This is a genomic window from Rhodococcus ruitaii (genome assembly GCF_055230935.1).
This window is the reverse complement of the sequence record NZ_JBUYWC010000003.1, coordinates 586565-611787: the sequence shown is the minus strand read 5'-3', so window position 1 is coordinate 611787 and position 25223 is coordinate 586565. Positions and strand designations below refer to the sequence as shown.

At 63.2% G+C, this 25223-nt stretch carries 19 protein-coding genes and 3 pseudogenes; 12 read left to right on the top strand and 10 right to left on the bottom strand.

The features are described from left to right. Positions 1–36: 36 nt before the first annotated feature. From ACZI8W_RS05750 to ACZI8W_RS05735, 4 genes are all read right to left on the bottom strand, one after another. Positions 37–1461, bottom strand: coding sequence for an SDR family NAD(P)-dependent oxidoreductase (locus ACZI8W_RS05750; RefSeq protein ID WP_463367519.1), 1425 nt, complete (start codon positions 1459–1461; stop codon positions 37–39). Between the two features lie 60 nt (positions 1462–1521). Continuing rightward, entirely contained in the window at positions 1522–2337 is an 816-nt protein-coding gene (locus ACZI8W_RS05745) for an SDR family NAD(P)-dependent oxidoreductase (protein WP_463367518.1), read from the bottom strand. Between the two features lie 710 nt (positions 2338–3047). Then, the gene (locus ACZI8W_RS05740) at positions 3048–4217 is read right to left on the bottom strand and encodes an MFS transporter (protein ID WP_463367517.1); all 1170 of its coding nucleotides are present in this window, start codon (positions 4215–4217) and stop codon (positions 3048–3050) included. 638 nt (positions 4218–4855) lie between these two features. Next, entirely contained in the window at positions 4856–5440 is a 585-nt protein-coding gene (locus tag ACZI8W_RS05735) for a TetR/AcrR family transcriptional regulator C-terminal ligand-binding domain-containing protein (protein ID WP_463367546.1), read from the bottom strand. A 294-nt stretch (positions 5441–5734) separates the two neighbouring features. On the opposite strand from ACZI8W_RS05735, the gene ACZI8W_RS05730 reads away from it, so the two are divergent. The 3 genes from ACZI8W_RS05730 (at position 5735) to ACZI8W_RS05720 (ending at position 11562) form a co-directional block, all read left to right on the top strand. Further along, positions 5735–6613 (top strand): phytanoyl-CoA dioxygenase family protein, encoded by an 879-nt coding sequence (locus ACZI8W_RS05730; protein WP_463367516.1) that lies wholly within the window; start codon positions 5735–5737, stop codon positions 6611–6613. Positions 6614–6924: 311 nt separating this feature from the next. Next, the gene (locus ACZI8W_RS05725) at positions 6925–8226 is read left to right on the top strand and encodes an NtaA/DmoA family FMN-dependent monooxygenase (protein ID WP_463367515.1); all 1302 of its coding nucleotides are present in this window, start codon (positions 6925–6927) and stop codon (positions 8224–8226) included. 1806 nt (positions 8227–10032) lie between these two features. Next, on the top strand, positions 10033–11562 hold the full coding sequence (locus ACZI8W_RS05720; RefSeq protein ID WP_463367514.1) for an MFS transporter: 1530 nt from the start codon (positions 10033–10035) through the stop codon (positions 11560–11562). Positions 11563–11883: 321 nt separating this feature from the next. Here the strand turns inward: ACZI8W_RS05720 and ACZI8W_RS05715 are convergent, their stop codons facing one another. Both ACZI8W_RS05715 and ACZI8W_RS05710 read right to left on the bottom strand, forming a co-directional pair. Next, a complete protein-coding gene (locus ACZI8W_RS05715; RefSeq protein ID WP_463367513.1) occupies positions 11884–12402 on the bottom strand; it encodes a hypothetical protein in 519 nt (172 codons plus the stop codon). A 267-nt stretch (positions 12403–12669) separates the two neighbouring features. After that, positions 12670–14126, bottom strand: a pseudogene (locus tag ACZI8W_RS05710) (FAD-dependent oxidoreductase). Positions 14127–14353: 227 nt separating this feature from the next. Between ACZI8W_RS05710 and ACZI8W_RS05705 the strand changes: the two are divergent. The 4 genes and pseudogenes from ACZI8W_RS05705 to ACZI8W_RS05690 all read left to right on the top strand — a co-directional run bounded on the left by ACZI8W_RS05705 (position 14354) and on the right by ACZI8W_RS05690 (position 17311). After that, entirely contained in the window at positions 14354–15844 is a 1491-nt protein-coding gene (locus ACZI8W_RS05705) for an MFS transporter (protein WP_463367512.1), read from the top strand. A gap of 63 nt (positions 15845–15907) precedes the next feature. Then, a pseudogene (locus ACZI8W_RS05700) lies at positions 15908–16155 on the top strand (3-ketosteroid-9-alpha-hydroxylase); the annotation flags it as partial. A gap of 174 nt (positions 16156–16329) precedes the next feature. Then, positions 16330–16677 carry a hypothetical protein gene (locus ACZI8W_RS05695; RefSeq protein WP_463367511.1) on the top strand — a complete coding sequence of 116 codons (348 nt, stop codon included), beginning with the start codon at positions 16330–16332 and terminating at the stop codon, positions 16675–16677. After that, a complete protein-coding gene (locus ACZI8W_RS05690) occupies positions 16670–17311 on the top strand; it encodes a Dabb family protein (RefSeq protein WP_463367510.1) in 642 nt (213 codons plus the stop codon). Before ACZI8W_RS05695 ends, ACZI8W_RS05690 begins: the two co-directional genes overlap by 8 nt. A 57-nt stretch (positions 17312–17368) precedes the next feature. Here the strand turns inward: ACZI8W_RS05690 and ACZI8W_RS05685 are convergent, their stop codons facing one another. Continuing rightward, positions 17369–18292 carry an alpha/beta hydrolase gene (locus ACZI8W_RS05685; RefSeq protein ID WP_463367509.1) on the bottom strand — a complete coding sequence of 308 codons (924 nt, stop codon included), beginning with the start codon at positions 18290–18292 and terminating at the stop codon, positions 17369–17371. A gap of 225 nt (positions 18293–18517) precedes the next feature. Between ACZI8W_RS05685 and ACZI8W_RS05680 the strand changes: the two genes are divergently transcribed. Beyond that, positions 18518–19492 carry an alpha/beta hydrolase gene (locus tag ACZI8W_RS05680; protein WP_463367508.1) on the top strand — a complete coding sequence of 325 codons (975 nt, stop codon included), beginning with the start codon at positions 18518–18520 and terminating at the stop codon, positions 19490–19492. 125 nt (positions 19493–19617) lie between these two features. Beyond that, complete coding sequence (locus tag ACZI8W_RS05675; protein WP_463367507.1) at positions 19618–20379, top strand: IclR family transcriptional regulator; 762 nt, start codon at positions 19618–19620, stop codon at positions 20377–20379. A 27-nt stretch (positions 20380–20406) separates the two neighbouring features. Here the strand turns inward: ACZI8W_RS05675 and ACZI8W_RS05670 are convergent, their stop codons facing one another. After that, on the bottom strand, positions 20407–21039 hold the full coding sequence (locus tag ACZI8W_RS05670; RefSeq protein ID WP_463367545.1) for a PadR family transcriptional regulator: 633 nt from the start codon (positions 21037–21039) through the stop codon (positions 20407–20409). 265 nt (positions 21040–21304) lie between these two features. On the opposite strand from ACZI8W_RS05670, the pseudogene ACZI8W_RS05665 reads away from it, so the two are divergent. Further along, positions 21305–22496, top strand: a pseudogene (locus ACZI8W_RS05665) (NADH:flavin oxidoreductase). A 67-nt stretch (positions 22497–22563) separates the two neighbouring features. Here ACZI8W_RS05665 and ACZI8W_RS05660 read toward each other — a convergent pair. Together ACZI8W_RS05660 and ACZI8W_RS05655 are read right to left on the bottom strand one after the other, a co-directional pair. Beyond that, positions 22564–23082 (bottom strand): nuclear transport factor 2 family protein, encoded by a 519-nt coding sequence (locus ACZI8W_RS05660; RefSeq protein ID WP_463367506.1) that lies wholly within the window; start codon positions 23080–23082, stop codon positions 22564–22566. Further along, the gene (locus ACZI8W_RS05655) at positions 23082–23471 is read right to left on the bottom strand and encodes a nuclear transport factor 2 family protein (protein ID WP_463367505.1); all 390 of its coding nucleotides are present in this window, start codon (positions 23469–23471) and stop codon (positions 23082–23084) included. The genes ACZI8W_RS05660 and ACZI8W_RS05655 overlap by 1 nt, the downstream gene beginning before the upstream one ends. A gap of 162 nt (positions 23472–23633) precedes the next feature. On the opposite strand from ACZI8W_RS05655, the gene ACZI8W_RS05650 reads away from it, so the two are divergent. Then, entirely contained in the window at positions 23634–24128 is a 495-nt protein-coding gene (locus ACZI8W_RS05650) for a flavin reductase family protein (protein WP_463367504.1), read from the top strand. A 92-nt stretch (positions 24129–24220) separates the two neighbouring features. After that, positions 24221–25210, top strand: a complete 990-nt coding sequence (locus ACZI8W_RS05645) for an LLM class flavin-dependent oxidoreductase (protein WP_463367503.1) — start codon at positions 24221–24223, stop codon at positions 25208–25210. Positions 25211–25223 lie beyond the last annotated feature (13 nt).

Below are 25223 nucleotides of genomic sequence, written 5' to 3'. Positions count from 1 at the left end.
GGGACCAGGCTCGCGAGCGGCGGGGATGGCGAGGGCCTACAAGCTGATCGAAGCGGCGCAGTCGCGGTGGCGGGCCGTCAATGCCCCGCAGCTGGTCGCACTGGCGCGAGCGGGCGCGCTGTTCCACAAGGGCAAACCCCTCGAACGGCCGGTCGACATCACCCCGGAACCCTCGCCCAACACTTCGGTGTCCGGGGTCGCCTGACGACCCCCGATCCACAGGATTTGACTATTCCTCCATGTAGCCCATGTATTGCAGTAGATCCTCGGGCAGGGCGCGGGCAACCTCCCTCGAGCAAGCGAGGTACTGGTTCTCCTCCTGGCGACCCAACCGACTGCTGTCGTGACGGCCAGTGCGCGCCGCACCGCGTCGGAATTGTTGGCTCCGCCGCCGTGCCACAGTGTGCCCGAAAAGATCATCCCCGATCCGGCCTTCATCTCGGCGGGCACGGTGTCGTCCTGTGTGTACTCCCTCGACTCCACCTTGTGGCGGCCCGGGATGACGCGCGTGGCGCCGTTCTCCTCGGTGAAGTCGGTGAGTGCCCAGATTGCGTTGCAGTAGCCCCTACCTCCACCGAGGCCGATCGCCGCGCCGCGGCAGGGACGGCACCGTGCTCGCCCTGACCGAGCACGCTGATCAACGGCCTTCACTCGAGTTGCTTGCGCCCTGTCGACGCGGTCCTGCCAGTAGTCCAGCCATTCAGGCGAGGGGAAGATGTGGGTCTTGCCCGCTGCCATGGCCGCGACGACGAGGTCCGCCACGTACTCGGTCGATACACCCTTGTCGATGTCGCTGTTCACCTGCTGTCGCAGTTCCTCGAGTTTCGGATCTGCCTGTGCTCTCGGCACATGCCCGGCCGGCGCATTGCGCTCGTCGTCGCGGATGGCTGTTGCAGTGTAGGCCGGGCACAGCACCGCGACTCCGACATGCGGGTACTCCGTGGCGAACTCGTGGGCCATGCTTTCCGACAGCGCCGTCACGGCTGCTTTCGACGCGATGTACGGATGGAGGGGCGCGGTAGTGGTGAAACCGGCCATCGATGCGGTGTTGACGATGTAGGCCTCGTCCTGAGCAGCCAGGATGGGAAGGAAGATGTTACAGCCGTTGACCACGCCCCAGAGATTGACGCCAATCGTCCACTCCCAGGTGGCCAAGCTGGTCGTCGCGAAACGCTGCATTCCGCCGACTCCGGCATTGTTGCAGAGCACGTGGACCGCCCCGAAGTTCTGCATCGTGACATCGGCGAGTGCTCGGATCGAATCTGCGTCGGCAACGTCGGTCCGGACAGGGAGAACCTCGCCGAGCGCCCCGAGTTCAGCGGCAGTGACGGCGAGGTCTTTCTCGTCGAGGTCGGCGATGACGACCTTCATGCCTTCCTTCAGAAACCGCGTGGCAAGGCCACGGCCGATTCCGTTCGCGCCGCCAGTGACGACGGCGACGCGTCCCGCAAGTTCCTTCATATTTCGAACTCCTTCGCCAAGTGCGGTTTCGGATCGATCTTGCGATCCGCAATGCCGAGGTCAGATCTGGGCTCGCACCTTGTCCACCCGCTGTTGCCACACGTCGAACCATTGGGGGTGCGGAAAGATGTGTGTCTTGCGGGCCGCCATCGCGTCGACCACCATCCCGGCGATCTCCGCGGGGGATATCCCTTCCTGCTCCAGCGTGGTGTAGACGGATTCGCGTCGTTCGTTGAGGCTCGGATCGGCAACAGCACGCGGGATGTGCCCGGGAGGGGCGTTGCGTTCGTCATTGCGGATCGATGTGGACGTGTACGCCGGGGACAACACCGCGACACCCACGTGCGGATACTCGATCTCGAACTCGTTCGCCAAACATTCGGACAACGCCACCACTCCGGCTTTGGTCGCCTTGTAGGTGGCCTGGTACGGGCCCGCCGTGAAGCCTGCCATCGAGGCGGTATTCACGATGTACGCCTCATCCTGCGCCGCAAGAATCGGAAGAAATATGCGGCAACCGTGCACGACGCCCCACAGATTGACTCCGATCGTCCATTCCCACGTCGCCTGACCGACGGTGTCGAAGCGTTGAGTCCCGCCGACACCGGCGTTGTTGCACAACACGTGGACCGCACCGAACCGAGCGACCGCAGCATCGGCGAGCGCTTGGACCGACTCTTCTCGTGCCACGTCCGTCTTCACCGCAAGCACCTCACCCGAGGCAGCCAACGACTGCTCTGCCCGCGCAAGATCTTCCTCGTTGATATCAGCAACGACGACCTTCATTCCTTCGAGCAAGAATCGCTCCGCGAGACCCAATCCGATACCGTTGGCGCCGCCGGTGACGACCGCGACGCGGCCGCGTAGTTCCTTCATGATGCTCCTGTCCGCCGTCCTATGCCGCGCGCACCCGACCCCGACGAGCCAGACGCCTATGCCAGGAAGAGCTCGAAAAATGTTCTCTTCCATAGGCGTATATGAATCGATTCCACACCATCCGGCCACCCGCTCAGTGGAACACCCATTTTTTGCTATCGGCGCCGCTGTCACCCTCTTCGCCTCCTCTACGGTCGCACCGCCGAGGATTAGCGGTCCTCACCGACTGAGAGGGGTCAATTTTCGGTTGCCGGAAAGGGGTCAAGATTCAGGTGTCGTTGACAAAACCCTGGCCTATGCGTTCAGTACCGAATCCCAATCCGTCGATCCGGCGACCTGCGCGACCGGTATCGGTGTAGCTCCATGTCAGGCCGTGTACAGTGCACTTCTCGACTACAACTTCGAAACCGGCGAGTTCGATCCGGGCATTGCGGAGTTGTTCACCACCGAAGACGGAAAGAATTGGACCTGAAGCGCCATCCCGCGATGCTGTCGGCGAGCGCGGCGGTCGCCACGACGATCGACTGGGAGTCGTCGATCCCACGACGCTCTCGGTCACCTCCGAGAAGGTCGACTACCAGCTCGACTTCGGCTCGCCGAAGCCTTCACCTATATTGCCTCGCCACCGCGATCAAGGGAATAGGCCATGACTTCGGCACAAATTTCGAGACGCGACTCCACGGAACCCGAGCAACGCCACACGGCCCCGATCACTCACCGCTCCTCGTAACCTGGCTGCCGGCGTCGGCGCAGGTCACGACCACCGGCGTAGGCCGGACTGTTCGTCGCTGCAACTGCAGTCCCAGAAAAAAGAGCGCGAGGGCCAGGCAGGCGACCACCGCTCCGCCGAGCGCGATGGCCGAACCACCACCGGGTACCAGTTGTGCTCCGATCAACGGCGCGAGTGCAATACCGAGATAGTTCGTGGTGGAGAACCAGGAGAGTGACACCGTGGCCAACTGCGGCGCGATCGAGATCAGTTGATCCTGACGGGGAACGATCACCAAGTACGAGGCCATGCCGTATGCCGCAAACCCGGCAGCGGCCAATGCGTAGCTGTTCCCGGCGGACATGAGAAACAGCAGCGTGCATGCCAGTAGCGCACTGCCGAGCAAACCGACTGGGCCGTGACCCCATCTGTCGTTGAGCAGACCTCCGACCAGATTACCAACGATGGCCGCCAAACCGAGTATCAGCAGCAGGAGCGCCAATGGAGTTCCCGTTCGGCCCGACACTTCGGAACCGAATATGTACGCGATGTCCATAGCCAGTACGGCGAGAACGTTGCCGGCCAACGCGATCAGGAGAAGCGGATTCGAGAAGACCGTGAGCAGCGCCCGACCAACCGTCACGTGGCCGGTCGGCAGATCTCGCATGAAACCGAGCATTGCAAGTGACACCAGAGTTGCCAGCCCAGCTACGATTGCCATCGAGATCCGCCAGTCCGTCATAGCCGCGAGCGTGGTCGCGATAGGTGCGCCCAGCACGGATGCGGCCGTGAAACCCAGACCCACCGCCGCCAAGGCACGCCCACGCTTCTCGGGTGCGACGATCTCCGGCGCTACTGCCATGGCCACCGGCACCACGGCTGCCGCGCCCAGCGCCGAGATCATACGACCGCCGATGAACCAGGAGAGGCTGGGCGCCGCAGCCGCCACCAATGTGCCGACGGCAACGACGACGAGGCCGGCTGTCAGGACGGCGGTTCGAGAGCGGCGAGAGAAGACGGACGCAAACAGAGGAGCGCAGAGCGCTGCGACGAATGCGTAAGCCGTGATCCCGTAGCTCACGCTACCGATGGAGGTATCGAGCGATGCTGCGATATTCGGAAGGAGTCCGGCGATATTCAGAGAGTTCGTCGAGACGACGAACGTTGCCACGGCAAGTAACGCCAGTCGGACGGGCGATGAGCGGACGTGCACAGCACCTCTATTGCTGAGAATAGGCCGAAGACACCTGACCATGAACGGTTCCCACGGCACTCTCGACCTGTTGCGTGACCGTCGATTGCTCCTCACAATCGATTTCGCACCCACCGTAGCCCCGGATCGGAATCGACGAGAGTGTGCATCCCGTTGATCGGGAGACCAGACGTGGCAGGATGTCGGAGTGAGTGCTTTCACCTACGAGATGCCTCTGCTCCGTGGCCGACGATTTCTGTGGAGTTCATCAGATTCACCTGCCCCGCAGTGGATCTCGTGCCTCATGACACGCCTACACTGTCACATCACCGGCGGATCCGGACCCAGCGGCGTCCGCGAGCCTGTAACGTGCGCTATTCCGCGACCAGTTAGCGACTGCGACAACCTGATCCAGGACCACCCTTGCGCTTCCTCGACGCTCAGTACGCCCTGGCAGACGCAATTCGCATCGACCACCACTCGGGAGCGCAGCCATCGACAGCCTCCCTCCCACATCGTGGGACGTGCTCACCGCTCCCTGGTATCCCTGTCCGAGCCATGCGAGCATCTTTCACAGGACACGTCGGACGAGTGAGCCACGGACGGCGAACCCCTGTTCACTGCCTCGGCAGCATTGTGCCATCGCATACCAGGTCGACCAGCGACTCGATCTCTTCCGATGTCATCTCGCGTTGCTTGAACAACGCGATGGACATCGCGGTGGCCGTAAGCAGGCGCACCACCATCACAGGGTCGACGTCGGGGCGCACCTCCCCGCGACCGATGGCGCGGCCGACCATGGCGAACCACCCCGGTTCGAAGGATGCCGACCACGCATTCAACTTCTCATTGAGGTCCGAGTAGCGTCCGGAGATCATCGTGGCCTGTAGCCCCCGTTCGATCGGGTCTGCCGCGATCGAAGTAAATTGGATGACGAAAGTGCGGACGTCCTCTCTCCAGGAACCGGTGTCGGGGGCGTCACCCCGCTGCGCCTCGTGGAAGCTCAGCGCGTCGGCCAACAGGTCGCTGGCGGTGGGCCACCACCGGTAGACCGTCGCGCGGTTCACGCCGGAGCGTTCTGCCACTTCGACCACCGGTAGTTCGACCTTACCCTCGGCCAGCATGGCCAAGCAGGTCCGCAGGACGGCTTCGCGGATGCGATCGCTGCGCCCTCCGGGACGCACGCGCCGTCGTTGCGACATTGTGCTCAATGGCCTCACCCCATCAATGCTTGGCCGCGCACCCGACGTCAGTTCCGGCCGAACGCGACGCACCACCTCGATCCATTGCCAAGAGCCTAACGGTGAGTCACGGACCCCGAGGAACGTCATCCCCAATAGCGACGAAGTGTTGCTTTTAATGATGAAAGGCCCTACCTTCAGGATGACCTCCGGTTCGGACGCGACGCTGAAATGCACAGCTGAAGCCGGGTGTTCAGCACTTGACCGGTGAGACAAGGGTCCGCCTCGGATGGCGACGAAATGATGGGATGAAGAATGACACTGCGAACTTTGCCGCCAGATTGCTCGGTTGACGAAATTGTTGCGGCGATTGAGCGTGACGGTGCGTGCATAGTGCGGGATGTGCTGTCCGACGAAGCATTGACGACGCTGGACCGCGATGTGGCGCAACTGATTGAGCAGACGGAGGCTGGCACGGACGAGTGGGCCGGAACACAGACGAAGCGAACCGGTGGCCTGGTAACGCGCGCTCCGTCGTCGCGGCCGGTGATAACTCACCCGCTCGTGTTAGCCGCGGCAAACGCGGTGCTGGGGACGTTCTGTGAGCGGATCCAGTTGAACCTCACCCAGTTGATTACGATTCTTCCGGGCCAAGGGGGACAGCCGTTGCACCGTGACCGATTCGTGTGGGGAGGCGGCGGCACCGGCTTCGAGGGCGCCGGGGCGGTGCCGCGCGACGTAGAACCACAGTTCAATGCGATCTGGGCTCTGACCGATTTCACCGAGGAGAACGGTGCGACGGTCATGGCACCAGGAAGCCAGCACTGGGAGTTCGGCGGCACCGCACCTGAGCGCGAGGCACGTCCGGAGGAACTCACCCAAGCAGTGATGTCGCGGGGGTCGGTGGTTCTGTACACCGGCTCCGTAATCCACGCGGGCGGGCAGAACCGCTCGGACGCATCGCGCATCGGAATGGCCATCACCTACAGCTTGTCGTGGTTGCGCCAAGAGGAGAACCAGTACTTGTCTTGCCCGCCGGAGATCGCCAAGGATTTGAACGACTCGGCGCTGACAGAACTATTGGGCTACACCATGGGGAACTTCGCGCTGGGGTTCTGCACCAGTCCCAACCCGGCGGACTCCCCTAGGTCGACGACTCCGGAACAGCTGCTCGGCCACCTGGGCAGTCACTGACCCGCTCAAAGCTCCCACCACGACAAATCAACGCCAATCGTGGAAATCCCAACCGCAGTCACGGACTGACCAGGCCGTTCGAGCTCTGATGTCCCAGCTTCGGGCAATCGAGCACAGGCGACTCAAGCAGCGCCGACATGTGGGCGGCATTCCCACAACTCGGTGCTTGTAGCACCCGGCCGGTAAGCCGCTGCGGGTGCACGATGCTCGTTCCACGTCTGTCCGACCGTCGGACAAAGCCCGCCTCAGGAGCCGCCGGCACATGCGCACGGCGTCAGCGAACTGACTCACGATACCGAGGAGAAACTCACATGGCGCACAAAAAGTTCCACTTGGGCTACTTCACGAAGTTCGGCGCCACCTCGTGGCCGGACGATCCCGGCGGCTTCGGTTCCCAGTGGGCTGATGGCTCGTACCACAGCGAGTTGGCCAAGCAGCTGGAGGCCGCGAAGTTCGACTTCATGCTGTTCGAAGACACCACCGTGGTGGCAGACACCTATCAGGGCTCCATGGAGTTGGATCTGAAGCATGCGGTGCTGGCGCCGAAGAATGATCCGTTGCCGTTGTTGCCGGTGGTCGCTCAGGCAACGAAGCACATCGGGCTGATCGCGACGGCGTCCACCACGTTCTATCCGCCATATCTGTTGGCACGACAGTTCTCGACTATCGACTCGTTGACGGGCGGACGCGCAGGCTGGAACATCGTGACTTCCAGCGAGAAGAACGCGGCAGCCAATTTCGGGCTCGACAGATTGCCGCCGCCGACTGTCCGTTACGACGTCGCCGACGAGTATGTAGAGTTGACCCGGCAATTGTGGGACTCGTGGGAGGACGGTGCCCTGATTGCCGATGCGGAGACCGGCACGTACGTGGACCACACCAAGGTGCGCACCATTGATTTCGCCGGTGAGTACTTCAAGTCCCGCGGACCCTTGAACACGTTGCGTTCCCCGCAGGGCACGCCCGTACTGTGCCAAGCCGGTTCATCCAAGCGGGGTCGTGAGTTTGCCGGTAAGAACGCCGAGGTCGTTCTGGGAATGGTGCGCAGTGGTATTGACTCGATGAAGGAGTACCGCGCGGAGATCCGTGCGCGCGCCGCCGAGAACGGCCGCGATCCGGACAGCGTCAAGGTGATGTTCCTTACCCCCGTCGAACTGCATACCGGGAATGGCCCGACGGAGCGGTCCGAGGCCAAGAAGCAGGCCGACTTCGAGCACAACATCGTCATGTCTTCGTCGACGATGGACATCGACTTCTCCCAATTCGACGTTGACAAACCAGTACCGGATGATGCGGAGGCGGCTGGTCATACCAGCGCCCTGGACGGGATGCGCAAGGTGGGCAGGGAACAGGGTCTGACGTTGCGGGACATCTTCTCCGGCCCTCGCGGGGGCGGTGGTTCATTCCTGTCCGGCACCCCCGAAGAGGTTGCGGAGAAGATGATCGAGGTGATGGCAGAGGTGGGCGGCGACGGCTTCTTGATTGAGGGCTCCGGTTACAACCAGCAGCTCCCGACCCTCGTGAACGAGTTGGTCCCCGCCCTGCAGCGGGCCGGAGTTGTGCGAACCGAATACGTCGGCAAGAACTTCCGGGAAGTTCTTGCCGAATTCTGACCGTCGTCGCACATCCCTCTTCCTTTGACGGGTTGGGGTCGATCCGGCATTGGTGAGCCCGGATCCACCGCCGATGTGACGGTGTGATCGTATTGTAAAGCGGGAGAGCCCTGCAGAGCACAGGATCCGAACCACCACACCAAGATTCGTCCAAAGAATAGAGGTATATCGCTGGCTGATGCAGCAGTACGCGATGGCACAAGTGCAGACAAGACATGAAGCGAGGCTGCCGTTCCCAGCGTGGGTGAGTTGAGTCGAGCGGTTCACAGCAATCCTGCACGCAGGGCGAGATACCGGATCGACTCGACGATGACGATTTCCAGCCTGGCCGTGGCCGGGGACCATGCCCGCATGGAGTCCTCGCATCCGCGCGCCGATGGCTCGCGCCGACACCGTGCGTTCACCCGGCCGACAAACTCGCCCACTCGGCCGCGCACAAGCGGACCTCTAAACGGAGCGAGGGCGGCGCCTCCCTGCGCCGCGCAGTCACGTACTCGTCCCTGATCATCGAATGAGACGATTCGTGGTGCGTCCGCGTTCGCTTCGGAGGCAGTCGATCTCAACCCTTCACGAGCAGGACCCGGCGACACAGTCGACGACCGCCCGGAGCTTCACGATGGCGGTGGTGGGTGCAGCAGAGGTCCCGCAGCGGGCAGCGAGATCGGCGCGGCGGTGATGAGATAGGAGCGGTACCCGACACGGGGACGAGGTGGGTGCGGCGGTCGCGCGAGGGGCGTTCCTTCCGTGGGTGGCACGCGCATAGGCAGCCACGTCTGCGACGGTCGACGTTGTTGCAGCAGAGGATGATTCACCTGCATCTTTGTGTTCGATGATTTTGTGTTGCGAAGTTTGTGCTTCGGCAGTCGCAGCGAGCCCCGATTGCAGCACCGGCGATGGTAAAAAACGTCAATCATCTCGCTGCCGAGGACCCTGGGACACGGTGACCTACCTGCCGCGAGCTCGGATGGCACCGAGTAGCGGTTGCCTCGGTAGGCGACCAATGCCTGCCGCGCCGCGGTGTCGGCTTCGTGATGGCCACCGGTGCGGCGCAAGTGGCGGCGTGAGGCGCGCGGACGGCGACGGCCACCGACGACCGCCCGCCTGCGGTTGGCCGCAGGAGCGTGTCTCCGCGCACCCAGCGGAATGTGTCGAGTCTCGCCTGCCTGCTCGACCGTCACATCATCCGGTCGAACCACAAGCCGCGGGTCGGATCGCCGAATTTACGGACGATGCGGTCACGATCGTCGATCAGATGCGGCTGAGTCGTTCGCCGGGGCGAGCACCGTTGCCGCCACCCCGAATAGGCCAGCGATCCGACGAGCGGATCCCTGGTCTTCGCCAGCCCACACCCGGCGGATGGGGTTGTCGAGTTCGACCCAATCCCAATAGATTTCCACGCCTGGCGTGCGCGGTGTTCGAGCAGTCCGTGTCGCTGGCGCAGGACACGCACGCCGGCCGCAGATTCCGCTGGCGAATCCGGCGGGTCAAGGATTGGTACGCGGTGGTGTAATCGAGAGTTTCGCGTTCATCGCAGGTCTGATGGAAGACCTGCAATGGATCCAAGATACGCTGACATCTGTTGCATATGAAAGTGTACTGCGGTACTTTCTCTGAAACTCCCAGCCGTCTCGTCGTCAACCTGACATTGAGTTCAGTTGTTGCCGTGAAGATTTCGACCTGACTCTTGATTTCCGGTCGGATGCATTGATGCGTGACCCGCTGGCCCATGCGGCCACCGGCGTTGTCGGCAGGTCGAGGCGCTAGCCGACCTGCCCGCTTATTACACCTGCAACCAGAGAGATGAGCATGACGGACGAACACGAGGACGCGACCGATGATTCACTTGAAGACCGCGCGCAGGATGCGGCTTCTGGACCCCGCAACTGGCTCACCTTCGTTCTGACACTCGCCTTCACTACGATCGCAACGTCGATCCCGCTGACGATGCTCAACAGTGTGATCCCGTTCCTCGGCGAGAACTTGAATGCCTCCCCGGCCACCATCAGTTGGCTGAGTATCGGTACCCTCATCGCCTCGGCCGTGACCATCCCACTTGCGGCTCAGCTCGGCGAGCTGTACGGCGCCCGTCGTGTGCTTATCGCCGTGTTGTGTGTCTCCGTAGCAGGCAATGTCATCGCGGCCACCGCAGCGAGCGTCGGCATGATGATCCTGGGCATGTGCCTTGCCGGAATCGGATACGGAACGTTCCCGCTCGGCTACGCGTTGATTGGCGAGTACCTCGAAGGGTCTAGGCAGTCGATGGGCGTCGGGCTGATGGGTAGCTCACTTCTCGCTGCCATCGCGTTGTCCAATCTGGTCTCTGGTCCGATCGTCCAGACCCTCGGCTACTCGTGGGTCTTCTGGGCATGCTCGATCGTCTCTGCCGTCAGCCTCATTCTCGCTCGGCTTGTGATACCCGAATCGAGGATCGTAGTCGGCGGTCGCGTCGACTGGGCCGGCTGCACCTTGCTCGCAATAGCGGTCGGTGCGCTGCTCGCGGCGTTCAGCAAGGGCTCCGAGTGGGGCTGGAGCTCCAGTTTGACAGTCTTGCTCCTTGCCTGCGGCGTGGTTGGACTCGTAGCCTGGGTGCTGGTCGAGAAGCGTGTCGAGACGCGGGGTGCCGTGCCGACCGTGTCGCTCCGCGTTCTGGGACAGCCGTCGGTCTACCTCTCCGGCGCGATGACTCTCTTCGGCTTGGTCTGTGCCTACGGATTCACCTTCATGATTGCGTACTATGTGGTGATACCCGAGGCGGTTGGCTACGGGGTCGGCTTCGACTTGCGCCAGGTCAACTATCTGATGTTGGCCAAGGGGGTGATCGGTGCCGCTGCCTCTCTTCTTGCGGCCAAGTTGGATGTCATCTTCGGGCCGAGGGTTATGTGCCTGGTGTCCGGGGTGCTGGTCGGTGCGGCCGCTGTGGTGTTCCTCCTCGCGCACACCCAAGTCTGGCACGTCTATCTCTCAACCCTTCTCAATGGAGCGGCGGGAGGGGTGCTGATTGTGTCGGTCATGAATCTCATTCTGAGCTCGGTTTCCGATCAGGATGCCGGACCGGCCTCCGGCATCAACCTGATTCTGCAAGCCATCGCCGGTGCCGTCGGAATCTCGATGGTCGGCAGTATCCTGACCGCGGGAACGGACCCGGTCAGCGAGATCCCGTCACTCGGCGCGTTCACGGCAACTGCATGGGTGTTCGTTCTGTGCTGGGTCGCGGCCATGGTGTGCGCAGGGCTCCTCGCATATCGAAAGTCCCGCAACGACTCCCCAGATGCCGTCGAGCCACCCCCGTCCAAGGAACCGTTCAGCTCAACAGACCCGGTAGCGGACACTCTCTGAGCCCTGATCCACCGTCGTTGATTCCAAACGATTCTCCCGCCGGATGCTGGTGGGGTGACGTCCTTCGGGCACGGGCTGGTCTGCCGGTCTGTCCGGCCCTCCACTGCGGTCTCCGGTCGTACCCCGTCCAGCCGGGTGGTCAGGTGGTAATGGTGTCGGTGCCGAAGAGGTTGTGCCAGGCCCTCTCCGACGGCCACCACCCGTTTGACAGATGCTGGTTCAGTCTGCGTCCGGGCGACGTGATCCGGCCGGGATGGTGATCAGGTGGGTGAGCAGGGCCGCCGACGGCGCGGGCGTGGTTGAACGCGATCACCGCGTGCGTCAGCCACGCCACGTTCGCCGCGTGCTTCCCGATGGCAGGTGTGCGAGTGGGCCGTATTTGAACGGTGACCTACTCGACGATCGCATGGTCGCGGTGCGGGCATCGGCTTCGAGTGTGGTCAGGGTCGAGTCGGTGACGAACTCGTGATGGCGGTGGGCGGCGAGCGTCTCGTCCTGACCGACTTGGGCGGCCGGGTTCAGCCATGCGACCCGACGCATCACCAGCAGGTAGGTCACGTGCTCGTGATTTCGGCGTGAAGATGGTGACCTCGGCTTCTGCGACCTCGGCGTCAGAGACCCACCGCGCTCGTCCTCGTCGATCGAGGCAATCGCCGCCCGGCTCTGCGGGTTCATCCGGGCGGTCACTGCGAACCACTCATTAGCCCGCTGGGCGGCGACGAACTGGTTACAGAAGTAGGCGAGTGGGTACGAGCCGCGCGTCAGGTCGGTCATCTCCGGTCCGGCCGTCCAGGCCGCACCGGGAACCTGCACGGTTCGCGCGTCCGGTCGAGGAGCCAAGACTGAGAGGGTTGAGGCCAGCAGCAGGTCTGTCTTATCCAGCGCACGATTCATTTCGTCCCGCATGCGGTCACGCAGGTTTCTGGTCCCGGGCCTATTCCTCGCCGGTACGGAACATCTCAGCTCGGGGCGAATGCTGGACGTCCGACACCGCGCCACTCAGGAATCCCCGGGCCGGTCGAGGGCGATGGTTTCGGACACGACGACTCGTGGATAGACAACGGAACTCGCGGTAAGCAGGCGACGACATCGTGCGTATCCGGACACCTAACTCCGTGCAGCACTGACGCCTGCGCGGCGGCCGAAGTAGCTACCGTCACCGGGGCTGGCTCCGCTGGCGTATTCGCCAGCACAGACGCCGGCGGTGCACCGTCCCGCGGCGAAGAGTCCCGGAATCGTCTCTCCCGAAACATGCAGGACTTCGGAGTCCACGGTCGTATTCAACCCGCCCAACGGGAACCCGCTCGTCATCCCACGCAGGTCGAAGGCGGCGATCGGAGTTCCAATGGGCTTCAGCCATTTCCAGCACTTGGAGAACATCGGGTCGGATCCGCGCTCAGCATGCATGTTGTAGACGTCCAACGTAGAGGTCAGCGCTCCGCCGGGTAGCCCCATCTCTGCTTCGAGTTCGGCAGCGGATTCACACACCCACTTCGGCTGCAGGCCGACCGATACCGGTCCCAGGGCTTCGTCGTGTGTCTGCTGGTCGATGATCAGAAACGCTTCGTTGTTCTGGTGGAACAGCATCGCCTGCCCGATTCTGCCGGGATAGGTGTCCTCGGTGATGAATCGTTGGCCATGTGCATTGACGACAATTCCTCTGACCATCAGCTGAGGCAACGTATGGACGGCCACTTCTGCTGCATCCATGTGGGCTGTCGCGGCGCCGAGTGCCTGCCCGATCCGGATGGCGCGGCCGTCGTGCGCCTCGATCGCGGACCCTGGACGGTCTACGAGGGCGGGAACGTTGTCGCGCAGCATTTCTTCGTCGAATGCGAAACTCCCCATCGCGAGCACGACACCGCGACGCGCACGAACGGTGAGAAGTCGACCATACCGTCGCGCGACCACACCCACCACGCGACCGTCGTCATCGACCACGACGGTCTGCACCCGAACGTCGTATTCGGCTTCGACACCGAGACGTTCGGCTGTCTCGACGAGCGGTTTCATGAGCATGTATCCGCCGCCGCGCTCGCCCGTCTCCTTGTTGTCCATCTGCGGAAGATGCCCACGCGGCGCAGGCAGGATGACGTCTTTGAAGGGCGCCGCATTCTCTCCCCCGGAATACATCAGCCCTTCGTCGTTGCCCGGTTCCCAGCCGGGCTCACCCAGAACTCCTCCTTGAATGACGCTCCTGCGTCGACCAGCCAGTGGTAATGATCAACACTGCCTTCGCAGTAGGGATCGATCTTGGCTTCATCGGCAGCCGGTCCGAATGCGGCCGTCATGAACGCCTTCATGTTCTCGGTCGTGTCGTCGAATCCGCACGCCTTCTGCAGCGGCGTTCCCCCACCGAGATAGATGAACCCGCCCGCCATCGACGCTGCGCCACCCCAACCTCCCGAGCGCTCGAGCACCAGCACCTCGACGCCCGCGCGCGCAGCCTCGATGGCTGCTGCAGCGCCCGCGACCCGATATCCTCCTGCTACAACGACGTCAGCGGCGATATCCCACGTAGTGATCTCCGATTCGGGAATCGGACGGACGGTATCGGTAAGCATGAAATCTCCTCGGGCAAGGGGAGACGGCAAGGTGCCGCACGGTCTCACCGCGAGAATGCCCACCGGGAGAGAACCTCCCACCCAGTGGTCTATGAACGAGGCAATCGCATCAGTGACCTACAACACTTCTGTCCAATCGTTTTTGCTCAGTGTGATTCGCAGTCGACACCACGGCGTCACCGCTCGCGGCACCGAAATACACCCATCTCGACTCAGGAGAACAATCGATGTCCGATCCTTCAACTCGCTCGCCCGCCGGTCACCTCGACGGCGCAGCGGTGCCGAAATCGGCGGCCTTGGTCATAGCGGCCCTGGTCCTCGCAGAATGTGTGAGCGCATTCGAGGCCGGAATGATCTTCATTGCCCTGCCTCGCTTCGGCGAGATCTTCGATGCGCCCGCGTCGACCACCGGGTGGGCGGTGACTGCCTACATGCTGGTGGGCGCGACGACGGCGCTCGTCGGTGGCCGCCTCGGCGACATGTACGGACGCAAGAAGGTTCTCATCATCGCCATGCTGGTCTCGACGCTCGGTTCGGTGATCAGCGTCTTCGGTGATTCTATGGGTGCAATCATCATCGGCCGGGGTGTGCAGGGCGCTGCAGGCGCGATCCTGCCGCTCTGTTATGGCCTTGCACGCGAGCTGTTGCCTCCGGGGAAGGTGGCCCTCGCCATCGGATATATCGGCGGAGCAGCGCTTCTCGCCGGATCGGGCGGCTATTTCATCGCAGGAGTACTGCTCGATGTTGCGGACTGGCACATGATCTTCGTCTTCGCCGCCGTTCTCGCTGTCGTCGCGTCGGTCGTGGCCGTACTCGTCCTTCCCGGAACTCATACGCGCACAGACCTGCCACGATTCGACTATCTGGGCGCCGCCCTGCTGACGCCGGGCCTGATCGCACTCCTGTACGGCATCACCCAAGGACCCGCATGGGGCTGGACAAGTCCCGGTGTCGTCGGGCTCATCATCGGAGGCATTGCGATCCTCGCCGTGTGGACCGCGTGGGAACTCCGTCAGGAAGAGCCCCTCGTCAAACTTCGGGTACTCGCCACCAAGCGAATGACTCTCAATCTGGTCGCGTTGTCGGTACTCGCTCTGGGTCCCGTCGGGGCCGTACAGATCGTTACTCCGATGGTTCTCCAGGCTCCGACCTCGTTGCCCATCGGACTCGGAGTGTCCGCGACCGTCGCGGGCCTGATAGGTGGCATCGGTGCCATCGTTGGGTTCGCCGCGTCTCCGATTGCAGGGCTGGTCGCAGGACGCTGGGGCGGCCGGACCGCATTCTTCGTCGGGGCTGCGCTGTTCGCCGTCGCCAATCTGATGATCCTCATCGGTCACAAGTCACTCGCCGTCATGATCGGTGTGTTCGTCGTCGCCGCAGTGGCAACGGCATTCGCATACACCGGATACCCGAAGATCGTCATCGAGTCGGTCCCCGAGAACGTCACGAGTGTGATGACGGGCGTGCTGACCACTGCCCGACAGGCGTTCTCAGCGGTGAGCGTGGCCATCGTGTCGGTCATGCTCTCCCTGTGGACCGTGCCGGGAACGACGATGCCCACGCTGACGTCGTTCAACCTTGCGGTGGGGTGGTTCATTCTGTGTTCGCTCGTGGTGGCGGCTATCTGCCTGTTCATCGGCCGCCCGAAGCAGGAGACAAGCACCGTCGCTGACGCGGTGGACGAGAACGGTGCCGACATGTCGGCCGCTCCCGCCTGACCAGTAGCCTGTTCCGACCAGCGGGAGACTCACTGTACGCTCCCCGACCTGACCGACACAGAGGCCGATGAGATGGCCGCCCAGTTCGCCGCAGGTGTGGAATTCGGCTTCGAACAGGATATCGAGGTCTGGAAAGAACAAGACTGCGATCGACAACCCGCTGCTGTCCGAGGAGGACGGTCCGGTGTACCAGCTCCGCCCGCTGGTACAGCCAGTTCTACGCCGACGTCGAGGCCGTCACGGACGACATGACCACATGCTTCGAATTCGAGCTCGACACAACCCGGGCAGTGTCGAGTTGGAAGCAGTAGCTCGACGAGAACCTGGCGAAGATGGAGGCCGAAGCGCACGCAGCGCGCTGACACGACGTTTCAAGGGCAGTCCACACGGAAGCAGTGTGGACCTGCCTATTTCTATCCACAAAATCATCCCGCGAAGCGGGAGATCGCCTACGGATACGTGCTGCCGGATCGTAGGGTTTCGATATGGCTGACGAGAAGATATTTGTGGTCGACCGCGTGGTCACGAAGGCCGGATGTGCGCGCGCGTTCGTCGACAAGTACATCGCGGAGTACGCACCGGGTGGACGCGGGCGGGGGATGACCCTCGATCGGATTCTCGTGAGCCCACCGATCTGGTCCGACGAGGAAACCAACGTCGTCACGATCACCTGGACTGTGGATGGGGTCGAATCCTGGTGGCAGATGACCCGACAGGGCCGGCGGGATCCAGATCTGGGTCGATGGTGGACGAGAATGGACAACCTGGTCATCGAACGCTCGCGCACCATGGCCGCCGAATCCGGCGATGTCGAAAGGCTTTCCGATGTATAGCGTGACCAGAGTCGTGCATCTTGCCGCGTCCGCCGACGCCTCGGATCGCGCCGAGTACATCGAGACCGTCCGAATCGCAGTCAAGGATTTCGGCGCACTCCGGCATCTCGTCGCGCCTACCCTTCCCGGAGTGATCAATGGGGGGGACGCACTTGTCCACCTCCAGTTCCCATCGGCCGAGGATGCTGCCTGCTATACCGCCGAACTCGATGCGGCACTTCGTGGTCCCATCACGGTCAGGGTCGACGGGATCGGATATGCCGCGCGTTCGGCGCAGACACGCGTAGGCGAACCTCGAACCATATACCGCGCCTTGCTGATACGAGTGGATCCTGATACCCCGGCTGACTCCGTGGAGCAGTTCGAACGCGATCTGTTGAAGATGCCGAACTACATGTCTTCGATGGCCGCGTGGCGCCTGAGCCGAGTCACCGACAGCGTCGGCAGCACCGAGTGGACACACGTCTGGGAGCAGGAGTTCACCGACCACGCCGCACTCATGGGGCAATACTTGAACCACCCCGTGCATTGGAGTGTCGTCGACCGCTGGTTCGACCCCGAATGCCCCGAGTCGGTGATACGTGATCGCGTCTGTCACACGTTCTGCACCGTCGACGACATCGTCGTCGAATAGCGCAGGGGTGCTCGGACTGCCGAGGACGGTCCGAGCACCCCTACGGACTGGAACGACTCAATCGAACAGTGCGCGCATCATCTTCCAGATCTCCTGGCGCGCAGACTCGGTCTGAGACAGTGACGGGAACGTCAAGAACCCGTGGAAGAGTCCGTCGAATCGCCTATGTCGGACCTGCACTCCCGCCGCAGCAAGGCGTTCCGCATAGTCGTCGCCGGACGAGCACGGCGGATCCAGCTTAGCGGTGATCACGAGGGCGGAGGGTAATCCGGCGAGAGATCCGCTCCGCGACGGGACCACTCGTGCATCGTCGGTGCCATCCGGAGCGTACTGCTCCCAGTACCACTTCATCGCTTTGGTCGTGTTGTAGTATCCCGACCCGAACTTCCGGTACGACTCGGTGTCGAAATCATCGTCGATCACCGGGTAGAACAGCGCTTGACCGAACACTGAATGCCCGTCGTTGTCGCGAGCCGCGATCGCGACCGTCGCAGCGAGGTTTCCGCCGGCGCTGTCGCCGACGAGCACGATCCGCGACGGATCGCCCCCGTAGGTTGTAGCGTTGTCCGCGGTCCACTCGAGCGCTGCGTACATGTCTTCGTGCGCGGCCGGCGCCCGATGCTCGGGCGCAAGACGGTAGTCGACGGACACCACGACGGCACCTACACCCGCGGCCATGGCGCGGCAGAATTCGTCATGGCTGTCGAGGTCGCAGAAGACGAATCCGCCACCGTGGGCGAATACGACCACCGGAAGCGCAGACTCAACGCTTTCGGGGCGGTAGATGCGCAGCGATAACGCTGCGCCTCCTGGGCCGTCGATGGTGACGTCGTGTACTTCCCGCATGGCAGGGAGATGCTGGAGCGGCGCGCGTCTGCTGCGGATGATCTCGCGTAGTTCCGGAGGTGGAAGCGTCGTAACGTCGGGAAATCCGGAGTTCAGGGCATCGAGCATGGATGCAACTTCTGGGGGCAACGACATAGGTCGGTCTCCTCGTTGTGGTGCGAGATCACGCTAGGCCCACTGACGAGCTCCCCGAAACGCTTTCTCCCGGCCAGCGGTCCGACACATCGACGACTCCGGCCATCACGCTCAGTGGGACAGTATCTTCACTTGCCGCCGCTCGGAGCCGACGATGAAACCTGAACGCACATCCGCAGCGCGGTCCCGGCCGTGCATCACGTACAGCGTGGAGGAATCGACACGATGGCCACTTCTCCCGGCACTGCTCCAGCACCGGACGATGTCTACGATCCGGATGTCCTGCGAATGGTCGAAGCGATCCGCGCGCGGAGAGGCGGCTCGTTGCAGGACACAGGAATCGACGCCGCGCGCAACTCACTCGAGTCGATCACACGGCCACCCGGGCCCGATATGCGTTCCGTCGAGGCAGTCGAATTTGCCGGCCCCCACGGCATGATTCCCGTGCGCATCTACCGTCCGCACTCCGCGCCGGAACACGGCGCTCCTGCGCTGGTGTGGTTTCACGGCGGGGGCATGATCATGGGCACACTCGACTCCTTCGATCGTCTCGCGCGTGAAGTCTCGGAGTCGACGCAGGCCGTGGTGGTCAATGTCGACTACAGGCTCGCACCCGAATATCGGTATCCGGTTGCCCACGACGAAGCCTATGCCGCGCTGCAATGGGTTCACGGCAACGCTGATGATCGAGGTGTGGACGCCACACGCATCGGGGTCGGAGGAGACAGCGCCGGAGGTGGTCTGGCCGCTGCCACCGCACTGCGGGCACGCAACGACAACGGCCCGCACATCGCACAGCAGGTCCTGATCTACCCGGGGCTCGAGCGCCGGTGCGATCGGCCGTCTATGCGGCGCTTCGCAGACAGCCCCTTTCTCCGGGCCGACGACATCGATTGGATGAAGTCCTTATATCTGGGCAGTGACCCCGCCACAGACGATGAATACGGAACACCGGTTCTTGCAGACGATCTCACGAGGCTTCCTCCTGCTGTCGTGGCATGTGGGTACGCCGACCCCCTCCGTGACGGGGTGGAGGACTACGGAAAGCGTCTGCAGGAGGCCGGCGTGCCGACGGCGATCATTCGGTACCCAGGTGTCGGGCATGGTTTCTTCATGCAGACCTATGCCCTGTCCAGGGCCCGTCAGGCGATGGCAGAGGTCGGAGCACTGGTTGCTTCGCGGTTCACCCACTCCGCCTGACCGCACCTCCGGCACTCACCATCATTTTGCGTGACTCGCTTCACATCGGCGGCTTCGTGTGGCACTATTTCCTAATAGAAATTACGACGTCCACGCACTTTGACGCTGAGGTTGTAGGAGCACATATGACAATTTCGGTCACAGCCAACCACGCGACGCCCAGTTCAGTACTCGATCGCGTCAGTCTTGTACTCGATGCGTTCGACGGCACTGGGCGTCTCACCCTCGCCCAGATCGTGCGCCGAACGGGCCTTCCCCGTTCATCTGCCCACCGCATACTCGAGCGCCTCGTCTCGATGCGCTGGCTCCACCGCGAGGACCGCGACTACGCCCTCGGATTGCGGTTGATGGAACTCGGTTCACTCGCCGTGCACCAGGACAGGCTGCACGCCACCGCACTACCGCATCTCCAGGAACTCCACCGCGTCACCGGCTTCGTCGTCCACCTCGCAGTCCTCGACGATGAGGATGTGGTCTACCTCGAAAAGCTCGGCGGGCGGCTCGCCACGGCCGTTCCCACGCGTACAGGGGGGCGTCGTCCGGCCAACACCACAGCGCTCGGCAAGGCACTCCTGGCTTACTCGGGCGCCCTCGGCAGCACCCACGACTATGTCCGCGAACAAGGAATCGCCTACGAAGCCTCCAACTCTTTAGCCGGATTCGGTTGTATCGCAGCCCCGATCGGCCCTGTCGGTTCTGCCGTAGCTGCAGTGTCGGTGTGCGGGCCGCTGCCCCACCTGCGTTTTGAACACAAGCTGACCGCACCGGTTCGAACCACTGCAACCGCGATCTGGCGCAAACTCGACCGCAATCACGTCGTCCCGACACTCCAGCGGCGTCGACCCCTGCATGCGATACCCAGCGCCAAAGAGTCTCAATACGTGTGACCGACAGCTCCGAACAGGATCCGGCACCTACCGATCTTCGTCTTCACGTTCACCGGGCGGATCTCCATCCTGCCGGTTCGGTACACCTTTCCAACTGCCTGGATTTCGGGGGCGAGGAATCCCGAGCTCGTCGACATCACTGAGCGCGAATCGATCTGCCGCTAGGTCGATGTCGTCGAGCAGTCGCTGCGACAGTTCGATCTCGCCTTCGAAGTATCGTTCGGCCCACCACAGGCTCATCTGCGAATAGCCCCAGCCGGGTTCACGATCGGAATGTGCGGCATGCCTTCCCGCTCGATTCAGCTTGTCTTCGAGATTGGCTATATGGTCGTGGACAATCGCCTTCAGCTGCTCCGGGTCGTTGAGATGCCCCAAGTACATCCGGAGCATGACAGCATGCTTGAGGACCGGTGTCTCCACGGGCGCCTCACGTGACCACGTACGTACCGCGTCGATACCGCGCTCGGTGATCGAGTAGACCCGTCGGTCCCGCGCGTGCGTCTCACGCACCATGCGGGACTGCACGAACCCCAACTTCTCGAGCTTCTTGAGTTCCGCATAGACCTGACTCACCGACGGACTCCAGTAGAAGAACCCGATACTCCAGTCGGCCCACTTCTTCAGGTCGTTGCCGGTGAGTTCCTCGCCGAACGACAGCATGCCGAGGACAGCCCAACTCGTGGCGGGAAGGGCGGGATACTCGTCGATACCGGATTCTGACACCACGGAAGCCTAACAATGTGGATGTACAGTGCGCGTCCCGAATCTCCCACTGCGCGGGATGAACACCCTTCCTGACTCTACGACGCGGATAGCGTCAGCGAACCCGGCTCTCCTGCGCCCTCACTAGAGCCTTGAACGTTTCGAAGCCGACGCCCCGGCTTCAACCCAACCGAACTCGCGGCCACCCCGACAAGGAGACATCGTGACCGACCACAACAGGCCTGACGTACTCGCACCCGCGCAACTTGGCCCGATCACACTGCGCAATCGCATCATCAAAGCCGCAACATTCGAAGCCGCCACTCCCGGCGCACTCGTCTCCGACGATCTCATCGAGTATCACCGTCGTCCAGCGGCCGGAGGCGTCGGTATGACGACGGTGGCGTACTGCGCCGTCGCACCGGAGGGCCGGACGGAAGCGGATCAAATCTGGATGCGCCCCGGAAGCCGTGCCCGGTCTGCGACGACTCACCGACGCCATCCATGCCGAAGGCGCTGCGGCCTCGGCTCAGATCGGGCACGCCGGCCCCGTGGCCAACGGCGCGAGCAATGGATTGCCGGCACTCGGACCGACACGCCAGCTCAATCCCCTGAGCATGCGCACCGTTCACTCAGCGACACTGCACGACATCGAACGCATCCGCCTGGCTCACGGAAACGCCGCCCGTCTTGCCGTCGAGTCCGGCTTCGATGCTGTCGAAATCCACTTCGGCCACAACTATTTCGCAAGCTCGTTCCTGAGCCCCAAGATCAACAAACGAAAAGACGCGTACGGCGGGTCCTTGGCGGGCCGCGCCCGGCTGGTACGTGAGACCGCACGCACGGTCCGGGACGCTGTCGGCGGAAAGATCGCGATCCTTGCGAAACTGAACATGGACGACGGTGTGCCCGGCGGCTTCTGGCTCGACGAGTCTGTGCAAGTGGCGCAGTGGCTCGAGGAAGACGGCTCACTCGATGCCATCGAGCTCACCGTGGGTAGCTCACTGCTCAACTCGATGTATTTGTTCAAGGGAGACGTGCCGATACGCGAATTCGCTGCGGCGATGAGTGAACCTGTCCGCACCGGCATGAAACTGTTGGGCAAGCACTTCCTCAAGTCGTACCCCTACGAACCGTTGTTCATGCTGGAACAAGCTCGCCAGATCCGCGCCGCGGTGAAGATGCCGCTCGTCCTGCTCGGAGGGGTCACCGACCGTGCCGGAATGGACACCGCCATGGCCGAAGGCTTCGAGTTCGTCGCGATGGCCCGGGCATTGTTACGTGAACCGGATCTGATCAACCGGATCGCCGACGACGAGGAACACCGTTCCCTGTGCATCCACTGCAACAAGTGCATGCCGACGATATTCACCGGCACCCGCTGCGTACTGGTGGAACCGGCTCTCTCGCACTGACACGGGACGGGTCCGGGGCCGGGCGGTGAATTGCCCGGCCCCGATCCGTCGATGACGTGGGAGCCGGCTATTTCCCGCGATACGCGTAGAACGCCGGTGTGTGATCGACGCGAAGACGCGTGAGGTTGCGATAGCTGATCAGCCACGTCCCGTCCACCCTGCGGTATTCCTCGTGGTAGTGACCCCAGCCGTGCAGGTGCTCCTCCACATCGCCGTTGGTCCACCACAGCACGTCCTCCATCGCCCAGACCCCCGTCGCCGTGGTGTCGGAGGTGAGGGTGATCTCCGGGTTGTGCCCGTGATGAGCCGAGGTGACGGTGACCGCGCCGTCGAGGAACCCCCGGATCATGTTTTTCAACGGCTCGCGGCCCACGACCGCGCCGGGACGCTGGGCGGGCGGCAGATGACTGTGATCGCCGCCCTCGAGCCGGAACGTCTCGCTGACGACGTCCTCGGTGTGCAGGTCGGGGTAGCGCTCCCACTGCTTGGTGTCCATCACCCGGAGCCGGGCCGCGAACAACCGCTTGATCTCCTCGATGGCCAGTGTCTGCTCGGCAGGTGTGAGTGTCAGTTCGGTGCCCGACATCAGAGCTGACGTAGATCCGCGGGCGACCAGAACGCGCGCATCGAGGTGATGCGTCCCTGCTCGTCGAAAGTCATCACGTCGATCGGTTCGACCACATAGGTGGTGCCGCTCATGGGAGTGGAGACACGGAAGTGAAAAGCGGCGTTCGCGCCACTGATCTTCACCGCGAGCAGTTCCGTCTTCTGCGATGTACCGTCGAGTGCGCTGTAGAACTCCGTGATCGCTTCGCGCCCGACCTTCGGCTCACTGCCCACCGGGTCCTCGAGGGTCGCGTCGTCGGTGTACAACGCGGCGATGTCGGTCGACGAACCCGACTCCAGTGCGGTCATGTACCCGGTCACAGTGGCGCGGATGATGTCGGCAGAAGGCATGCTCTCGGTTGTGGACATGAGCGCGACGCTACGGCGGTTCGACCTCGACACGGATACAGTTTCCCGTTGAGCGAGAGACAAGTATCTCGCGTCGTGTTCGACCGCTGATCGGGACCCCGCCCGCGGCTGCGGATCGAGTGCCCGACACTGGAGTAACACGATTTCGGAACGGAGCTGAGTATGACCGCGGAACATGCAGTGCTGGATCCACGCACGATGCGTGATGTGATGGGCAACTTCTGCACGGGAGTCACCGTGATCACCGCACTCGACGGTGACGAACCACTGGGCTTCGCGTGCCAGTCCTTCACGTCGGTGTCGCTGGAACCACCGCTCGTGTCGTTCTGCCCGGCTCGCACGTCGACGACCTGGCCCAGGATCCGCGAGGTGGGCACATTTGCCATCAATGTCCTCGCCGAGAGCCAGCGCACGCTGTGCGGGGCATTCGCAACAAGTGGCGGAAACAAGTTTCGCGGTGTGCGCTGGTCGCCGGGCGACAACGGTGCGCCCGCCATCGACGGCGCACTTGCGCGGGTGGAAGCGACCATCGAAGCCGAGCACGACGCCGGCGACCACACCATCGTCGTTGCCCGCGTCACCGGGTTGACCACCCTGGATCCGAACAGCCCGCTGCTGTTCTACCGCGGCAACTACGGCACGTTCGAGCAGATGTGACCCACGAGGCGGAATAGCGGTCGCCGGGAGCGAGTTGCACCGAAGGTGTGCCCGGCGGCCGGTGCCGGGCCCGGACGCAAAGGATCCCTTCGGTGACCGTTCCCCTCTCCATCCTCGATCTGGCGCACATCGGCAAGGGCGAAACTGCACGCGACAGTTTCGATGCGAGCGTGAAGATGGCGCGGCTCGCCGAGAAGTGGGGCTACCGGCGGATCTGGTACGCCGAGCACCACAACATGCCGGCGATCGCGTCGTCCGCGACAAGTGTGCTGATCTCGCATATCGCCGCGCACACCTCGACGATCCGTCTCGGCGCGGGTGGCATCATGCTCCCCAACCATTCGCCCCTGACCATCGCCGAGCAGTTCGGCACCCTCGAGACACTGCATCCGGGTCGGATCGACCTCGGGCTCGGCCGCGCACCGGGCAGCGACCAGAAGACGATGCGGGCGCTGCGCCGCGACCCGTCGTCGGCCGACAGCTTCCCCCAGGACGTGCTCGAACTCCAGGCGTACCTGCGCGGTGATTCGCGCATTCCCGGCGTCGATGCGATCCCCGGCAAAGGCACCGACGTCCCGCTCTACATTCTCGGATCGTCGCTGTTCGGCGCGAAACTCGCCGCGCTCCTCGGTCTGCCGTACGCATTCGCGTCGCACTTCGCACCGCAAGCCCTCGAAGAGGCGGTGCAGCTGTACCGGAACGAGTACCAGCCGTCGGAGCAGCACCCCGAGCCGCACGTCATCGCCGGTGTCGGTGTGATCGCGGCCGACACCACCGCCGAGGCCGTGGACCTGTTCGAGAAGGCCAAGCGTCACCGTGTCGTGCAGATGGTCGGGCGCGGCCGGACGTTCACCGAGGAAGAGATCGACTTGCTCCTCGACTCCCCCGCCGGGATGCAGGTGCTCACGATGCTGCGCTACACCGCCGTCGGCACCCCGGGCGAAGTACGCGACTACCTGGACCGGTTCACCGAGCGCTCCCAGGCCGACGAGCTGATCGTCGTGTCGTCGGCGCCGGGTCGCGACGCGTGGCTGCGGTCGCTCGAACTGGTGGCGCAGGTGAGCGGTCTGGTCCCCGCGTGACGATTCCTGCTCG